The organism is Kosakonia oryzendophytica, from assembly GCF_900094925.1.
Classification (GTDB): domain Bacteria; phylum Pseudomonadota; class Gammaproteobacteria; order Enterobacterales; family Enterobacteriaceae; genus Kosakonia; species Kosakonia oryzendophytica.
Map to the genome: position 1 here is coordinate 135,766 of NZ_FMAY01000006.1, position 16,820 is coordinate 152,585.

Annotated in this window: 10 protein-coding genes; 7 read left to right on the forward strand and 3 right to left on the reverse strand. The window is 55.7% G+C overall.

The features are described from left to right. The first annotated feature begins 1 nt into the window (after position 1). The 5 genes from bcsZ to GA0061071_RS12075 all read left to right on the forward strand — a co-directional run bounded on the left by bcsZ (position 2) and on the right by GA0061071_RS12075 (position 9,963). On the forward strand, positions 2-1,105 hold the full coding sequence (gene bcsZ, locus GA0061071_RS12055; RefSeq protein WP_061492609.1) for a cellulose synthase complex periplasmic endoglucanase BcsZ: 1,104 nt from the start codon (positions 2-4) through the stop codon (positions 1,103-1,105). Then, positions 1,087-4,584: a cellulose synthase complex outer membrane protein BcsC gene (bcsC, locus tag GA0061071_RS12060; RefSeq protein WP_088238298.1), complete on the forward strand. Its 3,498-nt coding sequence runs from the start codon at positions 1,087-1,089 to the stop codon at positions 4,582-4,584. The genes bcsZ and bcsC overlap by 19 nt, the downstream gene beginning before the upstream one ends. Before the next feature lie 218 nt (positions 4,585-4,802). Beyond that, complete coding sequence (gene hmsP / locus GA0061071_RS12065) at positions 4,803-6,794, forward strand: biofilm formation regulator HmsP (RefSeq protein WP_088238299.1); 1,992 nt, start codon at positions 4,803-4,805, stop codon at positions 6,792-6,794. 170 nt (positions 6,795-6,964) lie between these two features. Continuing rightward, the gene (locus GA0061071_RS12070) at positions 6,965-8,251 is read left to right on the forward strand and encodes a dicarboxylate/amino acid:cation symporter (protein ID WP_061492614.1); all 1,287 of its coding nucleotides are present in this window, start codon (positions 6,965-6,967) and stop codon (positions 8,249-8,251) included. Between the two features lie 218 nt (positions 8,252-8,469). Further along, positions 8,470-9,963, forward strand: a complete 1,494-nt coding sequence (locus GA0061071_RS12075; protein WP_061492616.1) for a M16 family metallopeptidase — start codon at positions 8,470-8,472, stop codon at positions 9,961-9,963. 45 nt (positions 9,964-10,008) lie between these two features. Here GA0061071_RS12075 and kdgK read toward each other — a convergent pair whose 3' ends face one another. Continuing rightward, positions 10,009-10,938 carry a 2-dehydro-3-deoxygluconokinase gene (gene kdgK / locus GA0061071_RS12080; RefSeq protein ID WP_088238300.1) on the reverse strand — a complete coding sequence of 310 codons (930 nt, stop codon included), beginning with the start codon at positions 10,936-10,938 and terminating at the stop codon, positions 10,009-10,011. 232 nt (positions 10,939-11,170) lie between these two features. Here kdgK and pdeH point away from each other — a divergent pair, with 232 nt between their 5' ends. After that, positions 11,171-11,941: a cyclic-guanylate-specific phosphodiesterase gene (pdeH, locus tag GA0061071_RS12085; protein ID WP_061492620.1), complete on the forward strand. Its 771-nt coding sequence runs from the start codon at positions 11,171-11,173 to the stop codon at positions 11,939-11,941. 63 nt (positions 11,942-12,004) lie between these two features. Further along, complete coding sequence (locus tag GA0061071_RS12090) at positions 12,005-14,041, forward strand: AsmA family protein (RefSeq protein WP_088238301.1); 2,037 nt, start codon at positions 12,005-12,007, stop codon at positions 14,039-14,041. Between the two features lie 138 nt (positions 14,042-14,179). Here GA0061071_RS12090 and GA0061071_RS12095 read toward each other — a convergent pair whose 3' ends face one another. Together GA0061071_RS12095 and yhjD are read right to left on the reverse strand one after the other, a co-directional pair. After that, the gene (locus GA0061071_RS12095; protein WP_061492624.1) at positions 14,180-15,496 is read right to left on the reverse strand and encodes an MFS transporter; all 1,317 of its coding nucleotides are present in this window, start codon (positions 15,494-15,496) and stop codon (positions 14,180-14,182) included. A 270-nt stretch (positions 15,497-15,766) separates the two neighbouring features. Beyond that, positions 15,767-16,798 carry an inner membrane protein YhjD gene (gene yhjD / locus GA0061071_RS12100; protein WP_088238302.1) on the reverse strand — a complete coding sequence of 344 codons (1,032 nt, stop codon included), beginning with the start codon at positions 16,796-16,798 and terminating at the stop codon, positions 15,767-15,769. Positions 16,799-16,820 lie beyond the last annotated feature (22 nt).

Consider the following 16,820-nt stretch of genomic DNA (forward strand, 5'->3'; position numbering starts at 1 on the left):
GATGAAGGCATTACGTTGGGTTGTAATGGCGCTGGTGCTGGCGGCGATGAATGTGCGCGCCGCCTGCACATGGCCTGCCTGGGAACACTTCAAACGGGCGTATATCAGCGATGGCGGGCGGGTGATTGACCCCAGCGACGCGCGCAAGATAACCACCTCGGAAGGGCAAAGCTATGCCTTGTTCTTCGCCCTGGCGGCGAATGATCGCCCGATGTTCGATAACGTGCTGGAATGGACAAAAGACAATCTGGCGCAGGGGGATCCCGGCGAACATCTTCCGGCCTGGTTGTGGGGGAAAAAGGACGAAAACAACTGGACCGTACTGGATAGCAACTCCGCGTCGGATGCGGATATCTGGATAGCCTGGTCGCTGCTGGAAGCCGGACGCTTATGGAAAGAAGCGCGCTATACCACCCTGGGCAACGCGTTGTTAAACCGCATCGCCAAAGAGGAAGTGGTGACTGTGCCAGGGCTGGGGCCAATGCTGCTACCAGGAAAAGTCGGCTTTGCCGAGGAGACGGTCTGGCGGTTTAACCCCAGCTACCTGCCGCCGCAGATTGCCCGCTATTTGACCCGTTTTGGCGAACCCTGGACGACACTGCAGGAGACCAATCACCGGTTGTTGCTGGAGACAGCGCCGAAGGGGTTTTCCCCGGACTGGGTGCGTTATGAAAAAAGTAAAGGCTGGCAACTGGCCCCCGATAAGACGTTGATCAGTGGCTACGATGCCATCCGCGTCTATCTGTGGGTGGGAATGATGAACGACCACGATGCGCAAAAAGCGTCTCTGCTCGAACGGCTAAAACCGATGGCAGCGCTGACGGCGAAAAAGGGCGTTGTGCCGGAAAAAGTGGATGTTGCCACAGCACAACCGCGCGGTGATGGCCCTGTCGGCTTTGCTGCTGCGCTGTTGCCCTTCCTGCAGGATCGTGATGCGCAGGCCGTGCAACGGCAAAAGGTCGCCGACCATTTCCCTGGCGATGATGCTTATTTCAGTTATGTTCTTACCCTGTTCGGTCAAGGCTGGGATGAGCACCGTTTTCGTTTCACCCCTCGCGGTGAGTTACAACCTGACTGGGGCCAGGCATGCGCAAGTTCACAGTAAGCTTACTTTGTCTCTCACTCGTGCTTGCGTTGACACCAGCTACGCAAGCGGATGAGCCCACCGCTCAGCAGCAGTTGCTGTCACAAGTGCGGCTGGGCGAAGCCACCAAACGTGAGGACCTGGTGCGTCAGTCGTTGTACCGTCTCGAACTTATCGATCCGGATAACCCGGATGTGATTGCCGCGCGTTTTCGCTATTTACTGCGCCAGGGCGATAACGCCGGGGCGCAAAAGCAGCTCGATCGCATGAAGCAACTGGCGCCAGATTCTGCGGCGTATAAATCCTCCGTGACGTCGATGACGCTTTCTGGCGCAGAAGGCCGTCAGGCATTGCAACAGGCACGTTTACAGGCAACGACAGGGCATGTTCCGGAAGCGCTCGCAGCCTATGACGCGTTGTTTAAAGGTAACCCGCCAGAGGGCGATCTGGCGGTCGAGTACTGGGCGTTAGTTGCGAAAGTTCCGGCGCGTCGCAGTGAGGCCATCACGCAACTGAAAGCACTGAACGCGCGCAATCCGGGCAACGCGGCCCTGCAAAATTCGCTGGCGCAATTGCTGTTTGGCGAAGGTCGTGATGCCGAAGGGTATGCGGTGCTTGAGCAGATGGCGAAATCCAGTGCGGGCCGTGAAGCGGCGGCTGGGCTCTGGTATCAGCAAATCCAACGCATGCCGGTGAGTGACGCCAGTGTGAAAGCGCTACAACGTTTTCTGACCGTATTCAGCTCGGGTGACACCGTGGACAGCGCACGTACACAGCTTGCCGCGCAGCAAAAACAACTCGCCGATCCGGCGTTTCGCGCCCGGGCCACCGGCCTGGCGGCAGTGGATGCCGGGCAAGGGGCGAAAGCCGTGAGTGAGTTGCGCCAGGCCGTTAATGCCAATGGAACGGACAGTGAAGCCGTTGGCGCGCTCGGGCAAGCCTATTCGCAAAGCGGCGACCGCGCCCGTGCGGTGGCGCAATTCGAAAAAGCCATCGCCATGGATCCCACCAGTGGCAACCGCAGTAAGTGGGACAGTTTGTTAAAAACCAATCGCTACTGGCTGCTGATCCAGCAGGGCGATGCGGCGTTGAAAGCGAACAACCCTGGTGAGGCGGAGCGCCTCTATTCACAGGCGCGGCGCATTGATAATACCGACAGCTATGCGGTGCTTGGCCTCGGCGATGCGGCGATGGCCCGCAAGGACAGCCACGCGGCGGAAAGTTTTTACCGCCAGGCGCTGCGTATGGACAGTGGCAACAGCAATGCGGTCCGTGGGCTGGCGAATATTTACCGCGCACGTTCGCCGCAAGAGGCCGACACATTTATTCAATCGCTTTCCGCCAGCCAGCGCCGCAGCATTGATGACATTGAGCGCGGGCTGAAAAACGATCGCCTGGCGCAGCAGGCGGAAGCGCTGGAAAACAGCGGACAGTGGGGGCAGGCGGCGGAGTTGCAACGCCAGCGGTTGGCACTCGATCCTGGCAGCGTATGGGTGACTTATCGTCTGGCGAGCGATTTGCGCCAGGCCGGAGAGCCACGCGAAGCCGATGCGCACATGCAGCGTCTCGCTGCGCTCAAACCCGGCGATCCGGAGCAGGTGTACGCTTATGGCCTGTACCTCTCTGGTAATAATCAGGAGATGGCGGCGCTGAACCAGCTTAATGCGCTGCCGAAAGCACAGTGGAACAGTAATATCCAGGAACTGGCGGAACGGCTGCAAACCAATCGCCTGCTGGACAACGCCAACCGGCTGCGCGACAGCGGCCATGAAGAGCAGGCGCGGGCACTACTGGCGCAGCAGCCTGCGTCGACGCGTATTGATTTGACACTGGCTGACTGGGCGCAGCAGGGTGGCGATAGCGCATCTGCGCAGCACTATTTCAACCGGGTGCTGGAGCGGGAGACGAATAACCAGGACGCGCTGCTTGGTCTGGCGGAGTTGTATGCCGCCGATGGCAATAAAATGGCGGCGCGTGCGCAACTGGCGAAGTTGCCCGCCCCAACGGCGGCGCAACCGCAATCCATCAATACCCAGCGGCGTCTGGCGCTGGTGCAGGCCGCGCTTGGCGATACCGACAGCGCCCGGCAAACCTTTAGCCGCATTATGCCGCAGGCGAAAGCGCAGCCGCCGTCAATGGAGAGCGCGTTGGTGTTGCGTGATGCCGCGCGTTTTCAGGCGCAGCAGGGCGAGCCGCAGCAGGCGCTGGAAACCTGGAAAGATGCCATGGTGGCCTCCGGCGTGATTACCACGCCGCCTGCGGATAACGACACCTTCACGCGTTTAACGCGCAATAACGCGAAAGATGACTGGCTGAAGCGTGGTATCCGCAGCGATGCGGCCGATCTCTACCGGCAGCAGGATATCAATGTCACGCTCCAGCATGATTATTGGGGCTCCAGCGGTACCGGCGGGTATTCCGATCTGAAAGCCCATACCACCCTGTTGCAGGCGGATGCGCCGCTGGCGGACGGACGGATGTTCTTCCGCACTGATGTGGTGAATATGAACGTGGGCAGCTTCGACACCACAGATGATGTTTACGATCCCAACTGGGGTACCTGTTCCGCGACGCCATGTCGCGGCAACACCAGCCAGAAAGCCAATGGCGCAAGTCTCGCGGTCGGTTGGCAAAATGGCACCTGGTCGGGGGATATCGGCACCACGCCGATGGGGTTTGATGTGGTGGATGTCGTGGGTGGCCTGAGCTACAGCAGCGATTTGGGGCCGCTGGGGTACACTGTTAACGTCCATCGCCGGCCGATTTCCAGCTCATTACTGGCGTTCGGCGGGCAAAAAGATCCGAACACCGGCGTCACATGGGGGGGTGTTCGCGCAACGGGCGGCGGCGTTAGCCTGAGTTACGACAAAGGTGAAGCGAACGGTGTCTGGTCGAGTTTGAATGCGGATTCCCTCACCGGTAAGAACGTGGCGGATAACTGGCGCATTCGCTGGATGACTGGCTACTACTACAAGCTAATCAACAAAGATAATGAACGTTTGACCGTCGGCCTCAACAATATGCTGTGGCATTACGACAAGGATCTGAGCGACTACACGCTGGGACAGGGAGGCTATTACAGCCCGCAGCAGTATATCTCGTTTGCGGTGCCGGTTGTCTGGCGGAAACGTACGGCAAACTGGTCGTGGGAGCTGGGCGCGTCGGGTTCGTGGTCGCACTCAAAAACCGATGGCATCAAACGCTATCCGTTGCAGAATCTGATTCCGGATAACCAGTTCTTTGCTAACGGCGACCGAATGTTCCTGGATAAGGACAATAGCAGTACGAGCAGCAGCTCGAACGGTTTTGGTTATACCGCCCGTGCGCTGGTAGAGCGCCGGGTGACGTCTCACTGGTTTATTGGGGCGGGTGTCGATATTCAGCAAGCGAAGGATTACACGCCAAGCCATGCGTTGATTTATGTACGTTATTCCGGCGCCGGGTGGCAGGGCGATATGGATATGCCGCCGCAAACGCTCACGCCTTACGCTGACTGGTAATAAAAGACAATTCCTGGTGGTTAATCGCTATGCGTCATGGCTGGCGCAGGGTGATTAAACACTTCTTATTCAATAAGTTACCTACGATGATTGCCGCAATCCTCTTTCGCGTTGCAATCTGACGGGCGTTTGTCTCAAGAGCGTCACGATCGAGTATAATCTGGCGGCAGAGTCGCTGTTGATTTCCTCTGCGCTTATCGTACCTCTGGAGAGTGATTTTGCGTGTTAGCCGTTCTTTAACCATTAAACAGATGGCTGCGGTGTCTGCCGTGTCCATGGTGTTTGTTTTTATTTTTTGCGTCATTCTGCTGTTTCACTTCTTACAGCAGAATCGCTATAACACGGCCATGCAACTGGAAAGTATTGCCCGCTCTGTTCGAGAACCGCTCTCGGCAGCGATTCTGAAAGCCGATATTCCTGACGCGGAATCTATCTTGCAGCAAATTAAACCTGCCGGGGTGGTGAGCCGGGCGGACGTCGTGCTGCCCAATCAATTTCAGGCGCTGCGGATGCGCTTTATTCCGGAACGCCCAATCCCGGTGATGATCACCCGGATGTTTGAATTACCGATCCAGATCTCGCTGCCGATTTATTCGCTGGAGCGCCCGGCCAACCCTCAGCCACTGGCTTACCTGGTATTGCAGGCGGATTCGTACCGTGTCTATAAATTCGTTATCAGCACACTGTCTACGTTAGTGACTGCTTACTTACTGCTTTGGCTCATGCTGACCGTCGCGATTTCCTGGTGCATGAATCGGTTACTGGTACACCCGCTGCGGAAAATCGCCCGTGAGTTAAATGATCTCTCAGCAGAGGATCGCCTTGGGCATCAGTTGATTTTGCCTTCCCATCACCATGACGATGAAATAGGCATCCTGGTGCGTGGCTATAACCGGCATCAACAGCAATTGCTGCGGGAATATGATGCGTTAAATCAGCAATCCACGCAGTTCCCGGTGTCTGAATTGCCGAACAAGGCTTTTCTGATGGCGTTGCTGGAGCAGACGGTTGCGCAGAAAAAGACCACAGCGCTGATGGTGATTGCCTGCGACACGCTGCGCGATACGGCGGGCGTATTGCAGGAAAATCAGCGAGAAATGCTGCTGCTGACGCTGGTAGAGAAGCTGAAGTCGGTGCTGTCACCGCACATGACGCTTGCGCAGGTCAGCGGTAATGACTTCGCGATTATTGCCAACGGCGTAGAGGAGCCGTGGCATGCTATCACTTTAGGTCAGCAAGTACTCACTGCGATTAACGAGCGGATTCCGCTTCAGGGGATCCAGTTACGCCCGACAGCCAGTATCGGCGTGGCGATGTGTCATGGCGATCTTTCCGCTGAGCAGCTTTACCGCCGCGCGGTATCCGCAGCCAGCAGTGCGCGGCACAAAGGGAAAAACCAGCTCCAGTTCTTCGATCCGCAACACATGGCGCTGGCGCAGCAGCGTCTGGCCCTTGAAAGCGATATTCTCTCTGCGCTTGAGCAGGGAAAATTTGCGATTTGGCTGCAACCGCAGGTGGATCTTGCCAGCGGTGAACTTAAAAGCGCAGAAGTGTTGCTGCGTATGCAGCAAGAGGACTCTCGCTGGGCGTTGCCGGAAGGTCTGATTGAACGTATCGAATCCAGTGGGTTGATGATCAACGTGGGTTACTGGGTGCTGGAAGAGTCCTGTCGCTTACTGGCGGCATGGCAGTCGCGGGGGATTATGCTGCCGCTGTCGGTCAATCTTTCCGCCTTGCAACTTCTTCATCACAATATGGCGTCCGATATGCTTGAACTGCTGCATCGCTACCGTATCGCACCCGGTACGCTGATCCTGGAAATCACGGAGAGTCGCCGTATTGATGATCCGCAAGCCGCGGTGGCGATCCTACGCCCGTTGCGCGACGCCGGGGTTCGCATTGCGCTGGACGACTTCGGTATGGGTTATGCCGGGTTACGTCAGTTACAACATATGAAATCGCTGCCTGTGGATGTGCTGAAAATCGACAAGACATTTGTTGACGGGTTACCGGATGACAACAGCCTGGTATCGGCCATTATCCATATGGCGCGCAGCCTCGAGCTGGAGATTATTGCTGAAGGGGTGGAGCGGGAAAATCAGCGCGACTGGCTGGCGCAAGCGGGCGTAGATGTGGCGCAAGGCTTCCTTTTTGCCCATGCCTCGTCACCAGAGGCGTTTGAACAGCGTTGGTTTACCGGTTCGGTATGACTGAAAATCGTTAAATTGTTACGAGGTTGTGCGAGTCAGTTCAAACTTTTTAACATTGTTGTTTCGGATTTGATGTAAGTTTATTTCTGTCATGTTTGACGGGTGTTATTTTTAAACCGCAGGCTAATTGAAAACCCCACAAAGCCTGAGGTTTAATCCAAGGACACCTTATGAAAACCTCTCTATTTAAAAGTCTCTACTTTCAGGTTCTGACAGCAATAGCCATCGGTATTCTGCTTGGCCATTACTATCCTGAATTAGGTGCGCAGATGAAGCCGCTTGGTGATGGCTTCGTTAAGCTTATCAAGATGATCATCGCGCCCGTCATTTTCTGTACGGTTGTCACCGGTATCGCTGGTATGGAAAGCATGAAGGCGGTTGGTCGCACCGGTGCGGTTGCACTGCTTTACTTCGAGATCGTCAGTACCCTGGCGCTGATTATCGGCCTTGTCATTGTTAACGTAGTGCAACCCGGCGCGGGGATGAATGTCGACCCCGCGACGCTGGACGCGAAAGCGGTGGCGGTTTACGCCGAACAGGCGCAGCAACAGGGGATTATCGCCTTCCTGTTGGATGTGATCCCCGCCAGCGTCATTGGTGCGTTCGCCAGCGGTAATATCCTTCAGGTGCTGTTGTTCGCCGTGTTGTTTGGCTTTGCGTTGCATCGCCTCGGTCATAAAGGCCAGCTGATTTTCAACGTTATCGAAAGCTTCTCGCAGGTGATTTTCGGCATCATCAACTTCATCATGCGTCTTGCGCCGATTGGCGCGTTCGGCGCAATGGCATTCACCATCGGCAAATATGGCGTCGGCACGCTGGTGCAGCTCGGCCAGTTGATTATCTGCTTCTATGTGACCTGTATTCTGTTTGTGGTGGTGGTACTCGGTGCGATTGCCCGGGCGACCGGGTTCAGCATCTTCAAGTTTATTCGCTATATCCGTGAAGAGCTGCTGATCGTGCTCGGTACATCGTCGTCGGAGTCTGCGCTGCCACGCATGCTTGAGAAGATGGAACGGTTGGGCTGCCGCAAATCGGTGGTCGGGCTGGTTATTCCGACGGGGTACTCCTTTAACCTCGATGGCACCTCTATCTATCTGACGATGGCGGCGGTGTTTATCGCCCAGGCTACCAACAGTCATATGGATATCTTCCATCAAATTACGCTGCTGGTGGTGCTGCTGCTCTCCTCGAAAGGTGCTGCCGGGGTGACCGGGAGTGGCTTTATTGTGCTGGCCGCGACGCTCTCTGCGGTGGGTCATCTACCGGTGGCGGGTCTGGCGCTGATTCTGGGGATTGACCGCTTTATGTCGGAAGCCCGTGCGTTAACCAACCTCGTGGGTAACGGTGTGGCGACCATTGTGGTGGCGAAGTGGGTGAAGGAACTGGATCAGAAACAGTTGTCCGATACGCTCAATAATCGTGCTGAAAGCGGAAAAACCCGCGAAATTTCCTCATAATTTCATGACTTATGACCGCAGTCCCTTGTCGGACTGCGGGCTTCTGCGCATAATTCCCCCTATTACCGTCACAATTCACGATGAATTTTCGGGATTATTCACTTCACGGTGTGACGTTTTGCTTTTCCTGCGGTCTAAAAGCGAAGTGTTTTTACGTATCTTTCGGCCTCCTCCTGGAGGGCTGACTTTTTAACCAGGAATGTTGATTAGGGGTTCTCATGCAGGGCACAAAAATTCGGTTGTTAACAGGCGGTTTGCTGATGCTGGCGGCTGTCGGTTATGTGCAGGCAGATGCGCTCCAGCCCGACCCGGCCTGGCAACAAGGGACACTGGGAAATGGTTTTCAGTGGCAGGTTTTAGCCACGCCACAGCGTCCCAGCGATCGCATTGAAATTCGCCTGTCTATTAATACCGGTTCGCTCACCGAAAGCACACAACAGAGCGGTTTCAACCATTTTATTCCTCGCATCGCGCTGACCCATAGCGGTCCGCTGGAGCCTGTGCAGATGCGTTCGCTCTGGCAGCAGGGCATCGATCCGAAACGTCCGTTGCCGCCAGCGGTGGTGTCGTACGACTTTACGCAGTACAGCCTGAGTCTGCCAAATAATCGTGGCGACTTGCTGAAAGAGGCGCTGGCCTGGCTGGCGGATGCCGCCGGGAACTTAACCATTACGCCTGAGACCGTTAATCATGCGCTTGCCAGCAACGATATGGTCGTCACCTGGCCTGGCAATACGACAGATAACGCCTGGCGTTATCGCCTGAAAGGTTCCGCGTTGTTGGGTCACGATCCGGCCGTGATGCCAAAAGAGCCGATCGATGCCGCACAGGTCAAGGCATTCTACGAAAAATGGTATACACCGGACGCCATGACGCTGATTGTGGTCGGCAATGTGGACAGCCGCGCGATTGCCGAGCAAATCAATAAAACCTTTGGTGAACTGAAGGGTAAACGCCATACGCCAGCGCCTGTGCCGACGCTGTCGCCTTTGCCGCCGCAGCCGGTAAGTCTGATGACCGACGCGGTTACGCAGGATCGCCTGTCAATTATGTGGGATTCTGCCTGGCAGCCGATCCGTGAATCGTCGGCGCTGGAGCGATACTGGCGTGCGGATTTGGCCCGTGAAGCGCTGTTCTGGCACATCCAGCAGAATCTGACCCGCAATAACGCCAAGGATATTGGCCTGAGCTTCGAGTGCCGCGTGCTGTTCCAGCGGGCGCAATGCGCCATTAACGTTGATTCACCAAACGACAAGCTTAATGCCAATGCGGGGCTGATCGCGCGTGAACTGGGGAAAGTGCGGCAAAAAGGCCTGCCGGAAGAGGAGTTTAAGGCGCTGATCGCGCAGAAGAACCTGGAGTTGCAGAAGCTGTTTGCGACCTATGCCCGCACCGGCACCGATATTCTGATTAGCCAGCGGGTGCGCTCGTTGCAAAACCAGGTCGTGGACATTGCACCGGAGCAGTATCAGAAACTGCGTCAGGCCTTCCTCAACAACTTAACGCCGGAAATGCTGAACCAGGATCTGCACCAGCAGTTATCGCAGGATATGTCGTTGATACTGCTGCAACCAAAAGGTGAGCCGGAATACAACATGAAGGATTTGCAGGCGACGTGGGAAGAGGTGATGGCACCAGCCGAAGCCACAGCTGCGCCGGCAAGCAATGATGATATGCGTTCCGATGTGTCGGATATTCCGCCACGGCAATGATGAAAATGACGCTTCTCCCCATCGGGCAGAGGCGTCAACGTCAACTCAGTTCGGCATCGCGTTGCGCGGAATGATCGCACCACGGTACTGAATTACCGTGCTGGCGGTTAAATGGCCGCGTTTTGCTGCCGCAACGGCATCGCCGCCGGTCAGCCGCACGGACAGATAGCCTGCGCTGAACGAGTCGCCCGCTGCGGTGGTATCGATCACTTTTTCTTTCGGCAATTTCACTGCCGGGACTTCCACAATCGCTTCGCCCGCAATCGCCACCAGGCATGCGTCCGCGCCGCGTTTGATGACCACTTCTTTCACACCGGCTTGCTGGGTGCGCGCTATCACTTCTTCGACAGGCTTTTCGCCCCACAACAGATCTTCATCATCCAGCGTCAGGAAAGCGATATCGGTGCAGGCGAGCATCTGCTGATAAACCTGGCGCGTCTCTTCTTTGCTGGCCCACAAACGTGGACGGTAGTTGTTATCGAAAATGACTTTACCGCCATTGGCGCGGCACTCCTGCAGCAATGACAGCAGTTTATGACGGCTGGTCGGGCTCAGAATAGCCAGGCTAATGCCGCTCAGATAGAGATAATCGAACGTGGCCAGTTCTTCACAGATTGCGTCGGATTGGTCGCTCTCCAGCCAGAATTTGGCTGCGGCTTCGTTACGCCAATAGTAGAAGGTGCGTTCGCCGGTCGCATCGGTTTCGATGTAGTACAAGCCAGGCAGGCGGTTTTCCATACGCTGAGTCAGGCGGGTATCCACGCTCTCGCTCTGCCACGCTTCCAGCATCTGTTGGCTGAAGTTATCCGTACCCAGCGCGGTGACATAGTGCACGGACAACGCCGCAGGATCGACCTGGCGCGCGATGTAAACCGACGTGTTAAGGGTATCGCCACCAAAGCCACGATTAACTTCTGCGCCTTTTTGTGACAGCTCGATCATGCATTCGCCAATGACGGCAATTTTCCTGGACATAGTCGTGAACCTGAATCAGATGAATTAACGGTAGTGTGCGTTGTGGGTGATTCGTGGTCAACTATATTAAAACAACGTTCCAGTATTTTTTTGAGCTAAAGCGTGTTCTGTGCAGATTCCGGCGTCCCGCTTTTTGGTTTTTGCCGCCAGCGTGAACATAAAGTTATCAGACCGAGCGCCGATAACCCTTTGACGAGTTCCTCCAGGTCATCCCATCGACAGGACAGTAGAAATGAAGTTAAAGCAGGTCATCCAGCGACTCAATATTCCTGAGGCAGACATAGAAAGCTTGCAGGAACGTCGTTACTGGCTGCAATGCGAGCGTGCTTATACTTATCAGCCCATCTACAGAACAGATGGCCGCCTGATGGCTATTGAAGTATTGACCATTGTGACCCATCCGTTGCAACCGGATCAGCGCATCGCGCCGGATCGCTACTTTTCGGAAGTGGCAGTGCGCCAGCGTGTGGAAGTGGTGTACGAGCAGGTGGCGCTACTGGCAGAGCAAAAGGCATTCTTCGAGGAAAATGATGTGCTGGCATCGGTGAATGTCGATGGCCCAACGCTGCTGGCGATGCGCCAGAATGAAGAGTTAATGTCACTGGTGGCATCACTGCCGTGGATCCGCTTCGAGCTGGTTGAACATATCCGTTTACCGCAAGACTCCACCTTCGCGTCAATCAGCGAAATCGGCCCGCTCTGGCTGGACGATTTTGGCACCGGCATGGCGAATTTCTCGGCGCTGAGCGAAGTCCGTTACGACTACATCAAAGTCGCGCGCGATCTGTTCATCATGTTGCGTAAAACCCCGGAAGGGCAAAATCTGTTTACGCTGCTGTTGCAGTTGATGAACCGTTATTGCCAGGGCGTGATTGTTGAAGGGGTTGAAACCCTGGAAGAGTGGCGCGACGTGCAGGATTCGCCGGCGTTTGCCGCACAGGGCTATTTTCTCTCGCGCCCGGTTCCTTTAGCCAGGCTTGAACATGTGATACTCGAACTGTAATCACCGCCCTTTCCCTGAGCCTCAACTATCTTTATGAAAGTCAGGCTGTAAAGGAAAGGCACAATGACAAAAACGAGTAAAGCGATTATTGCCGTCATTGCGACGCTGCTGTTACTGATTGTGGTTGCCATCATTGTTGTCGCCACATTCGACTGGAACCGCCTCAAACCGACGATTAACGAGAAAGTCTCAGCTGAACTGAACCGCCCTTTCGCCATCCGCGGCGATCTTGGCGTGGTTTGGGAGCGGCAAAAAGAGGAAACTGGCTGGCGAAGCTGGGTGCCCTGGCCGCATGTGCATGCCGATGACGTCCTGCTTGGCAACCCGCCGGACATTCCCGAAATCACCATGGTGCATCTGCCTCGTGTGGAAGCCACGCTGGCCCCGCTCGCGCTGCTAACCAAAACCGTCTATCTACCGTGGATCAAACTTCAGCAGCCCGATGCCAGATTGATTCGTCGCTCCGATACGTTGAATAACTGGACCTTCAACCTCGCCAGTGACAGCACGAAAAAGCCCGATACGCCCCCCTCCGACTGGTCTTTCCGCCTCGATACGATCCTTTTCGATCGCGGTCGCATCGCTATTGATGACAGCGTGACCCGCGCCAATATCGACATCCTGGTCGACCCGCTCGGCAAGCCGTTGCCCTTTAGCGAAGTCACAGGCAAAAGCGATAACAAAACCAACGCAGGAGATTATGTCTTTGGCCTGACGGCGAAAGGGCGCTACAACGGTCAGCCGCTCTCCGGTACGGGGAAAATCGGTGGCATGCTGGCGCTGCGCAGCGAAGGGACGCCCTTTCCGGTGCAGGCAGATTTCCGTTCAGGCAATACCCGCGTGGCATTTGTCGGCACTGTTAATGACCCTCTGAATCTGGGCGGCATCGATCTGCAACTGAAATTCGGCGGCGACTCGCTTGGCGACCTGTACGATCTCACCGGCGTACTGCTGCCGGATACGCCCCCCTTTGAAACGGATGGTCACTTAGTGGCGAAGCTCTATGACGCTAAGGGCCAGATCTATGATTACCGCGACTTTAATGGCCATATCGGCGACAGCGATATTCACGGTACGCTCAAGTACACCACCGGAAAACCACGCCCTAAACTGGAAGGTGACGTCGAATCGCGCCAGCTTCGTCTGGCGGATTTGGGGCCGCTGATTGGCGTCAATTCCGGCAAAGGCACCGTGGCGAAAAAAGAGGATGCGTCAACGCAGCCGGCAGGGAAGGTGCTGCCGTACGATCGTTTCGAAACCGACAAATGGGACGTGATGGATGCCGATGTCCGTTTTAAAGGTCGCCGTATTGAACACGGTTCAACGCTGCCCATCAGTGACCTCTCGACCCACGTATTGCTAAATAATGCCGATTTGCGTCTGCAACCGCTGAAGTTCGGCCTGGCGGGCGGTACGATTTCAGCCACCCTCCACCTTGAAGGCGATAAGAAGCCAATGCACGGGCAGGCGGATATCCAGGCGCGTCGCCTGAAGCTCAAAGAACTGATGCCCAACGTGGAACTGATGCAGAAGACGCTCGGGGAGATGAACGGTGATGCCAACATTCGGGGGGCGGGTAATTCTGTCGCAGCACTGCTGGGTACCAGCAATGGCGATCTGAAGCTGCTGATGAACGACGGTCTGGTGAGCCGTAACCTGATGGAGATCCTCGGTCTTAACGTCGGTAATTACCTTGTCGGGCAGATCTTTGGCGATGATGAAGTCCGGGTCAACTGTGCGGCGGCGAATCTCAATCTGGTGAACGGCGTCGCGCGCCCGCAGATCTTTGCTTTTGATACGGAGAACGCGTTGATCAACGTAACAGGCAGCGCCAGTTTTGCGTCAGAGCAGTTGGATTTAACCATCGATCCGGAAAGTAAAGGCATCCGTATTGTGACGCTACGCTCGCCGTTGTACGTGCGCGGCAGTTTCAAAAACCCGCAGGCGGGCGTCAAAGCCGGGCCATTGATTGCCCGCGGTGCGGTCGCGGCAGCACTGGCAACGTTAGTCACCCCAGCAGCAGCCTTACTGGCGTTGGTTTCGCCTTCTGAAGGTGAACAAAATCAATGTCAGGCCATTTTGTCGCAAATGAAGCACTAAAGGAGAAAGTGGGGTTTCTGGCTTCCGTCACCGGCGAGTGAATGTTCTGCCTCTTCCTGAAGGTTGGGATTTTCTTCCCTGGGGTGCGGGGGTTTTCTCCCTCTCCCTTTTAGGGAGAGGGCGGGGTGAGGGTAAATATTACAGCGACTGGTGCTTAGTCTCGTGCGTCAGCAGCAGAGCGAGCAACGTCAATGACGCCATCGCCGCCAGGTAAATCCCAACGTAAAACAGACCGTAGTTCGCCTGCAACCAGGTCGCGATATACGGTGCCACCGATGCGCCCAGAATGGACGACACGTTGTAGGAGAACGACGCGCCGGTATAGCGAACTTCCGTCGGGAACAGCTCCGGCAGCAGCGCGCCCATCGGGCCAAAGGTCAGCCCCATCAGACTCAGACCAATCAACAGATACGCCATCACCAGCACCGGGTTACCGGAACCGAGCAACGGCGGGAAGATGCACAGCGCGAACAGAATAATCAGCGAGGTGATCACCACCATGCTTTTGCGACGACCGAACGCATCCGCCAGTAAGCCTGCAACCGGAACCATCACGCCAAAACCGATCACGGCCAGCATCAGCATCCACAGCACTTCGTTACGCGGCAGGCCCAGCCCCTGCGCCGAGGTGCTGTAGGTCATCGAGTAGACCGTCATGATGTAAAACAGTGTATAGGTTGCCAGCATGATAAACGTGCCCAGCACCGTCACGCGGACGTGTTTGGTCAACAGCGTTCCCAACGGAATTTTGACCTGTTTCTTTGCCGCCGCGACTTTGGCGAATACCGGGGTTTCATGCAGGGACACGCGAACATACAGACCGATAATGACCAGCACGGCGGAGAAGATAAATGGCACGCGCCAGCCCCAGCTCATAAACTGTTCATCGGTCAGCAGCCAGGAGAGCAGCAGGAAGGTGCCGTTGGCAAAGAAGAAACCGATCGGTGCGCCAAGCTGCGGGAAGGAGCCATACAGCGCACGTTTGCGCGGCGGGGCGTTCTCCGTCGCCAGCAGGGCTGCGCCGCCCCATTCACCGCCCAGGCCCAGACCCTGGCCAAAACGCGCCAACGCCAGCAGCAACGGCGCCATTACGCCAATAGTCTCGTAGCCCGGCAGCAGGCCGATCACGACCGTGGAAATGCCCATGGTCAGCAGCGAGGCGACGAGTGTAACTTTCCGGCCGACGCGATCGCCGAAGTGACCAAATACCGCAGAGCCGATTGGACGGGCGATAAAGGCAATCGCGAAGGTTGCCAGCGATTGCAGTGTTGCCGCCGTCGGATCACCCTGCGGGAAGAAGATATGAGGAAAAACAATGACCGCAGCGGTGGCGTAAATATAGAAGTCGAAGAATTCGATGGCGGTGCCGATCAGAGACGCGATGACGACTTTATTACGGGAGTTTACCGGTGCGTTTTCCTGTTCGTTGTCTAATGTTGTGGCTGTAGCTTGCATAAAATTTTCTTATTTTGGCGAACGAACAGCCATATTAGTCACAGCAAAAGAGACATTTCAATCTGTAACAAAATCACGGACAGCCTGAAAATTGAGCAAAAAGCGAATAATTTTCAGGCTCGCGATTTACCTTCTATGAAATGCTTCACAATTTTTAAAGATTGGTGGATAAAACTGGTTTTTGGTTAAATAAAAGTTACGTTCTGGATTATCATGCTGAAATCATCGATCGGGCTGATATTTTGCGTTTACGTTCAGCCCGATAGCTGCTTAGCGGGGTGTCCTGCCCGGCATGCGCGGGTCATCTTTATAGTGCGCGGTGGCAATCCAGGCTGCGCAGAACAGGGTCAGGCGGGCAAAGAAGTAGAAAAAGGCCATCAGCCCGAGCACGGAGCCAAATGCAGCGCCGGAAGGGGATTTCACCAGTGAAGGGAGCGTCCAGGTCATGACGATTTTAATGACCTCAAAGCCGATGGCGGCAATTAACGTCCCACGAATCAGCGCCTTTCTGCGCGGGCGATGACGAGGCAAGCGCCAGAAGATCCAGAAGAACAGCAGATAGTTGGCAAAAATAGATATCGCCAGGCCAATCAGTCGCCAGGCCGGTTTCAACCACTCAATGTAATCCAGGTAGAGCGCTGAGATAATCATCTGTTGTGCTGCGCCAGCAATCGAGGTGATCGACAGCGTAATAATCAGCGCCACCAGCAGACCTATCAGCGAGATGAAATCGCGGAAATATTTCACCCAGAGTTTCTCTTTGTCCTGGGCATTGCGCTCCCAGACATCACGCGACTGGGCGCGGATCGCTTCACGCAGGTTACCCATCCAGTTGATGCCGGAATAGAGGGCAATTGCCAGCCCGACAATACCGACAGTGGTGCGTTGTTGCACCGCAATATTGATGGTGTTCTTCAGGGTCATTGCCATCGTCGGATCGCTGACGCTCATCAGGATTTTGTCGAAAATATCCTGTAACAGCGTAGGGTGTGAGGCGAGCACAAAACCGGCGGCGGCGAACGAGACCATCAGGATCGGGATCATCGACAGAAATGAGAAATAGGTGATGGCGGCGCCAAACTGATTTCCCATACGATCGTTAAAGCGTTCCGTCGCGCGGATCAGGTGCGCAATCATCGGGCGTCGCTGGATTTTTTTCGCGGTGCTGGTCAGCGTATTCAGCGTACTGTTGAGTTTATCGCTGGCGGGACGTTTCTTTTCGGGGGGCTGCTCCGCCATCTTCCTGACGGGTTGGTAGTCGAGATCGTGCGTCGGGCGTTTTTCGTGGTTTTCCGGCGTCATCAGGTGCGTTTTCCTTCTCCTG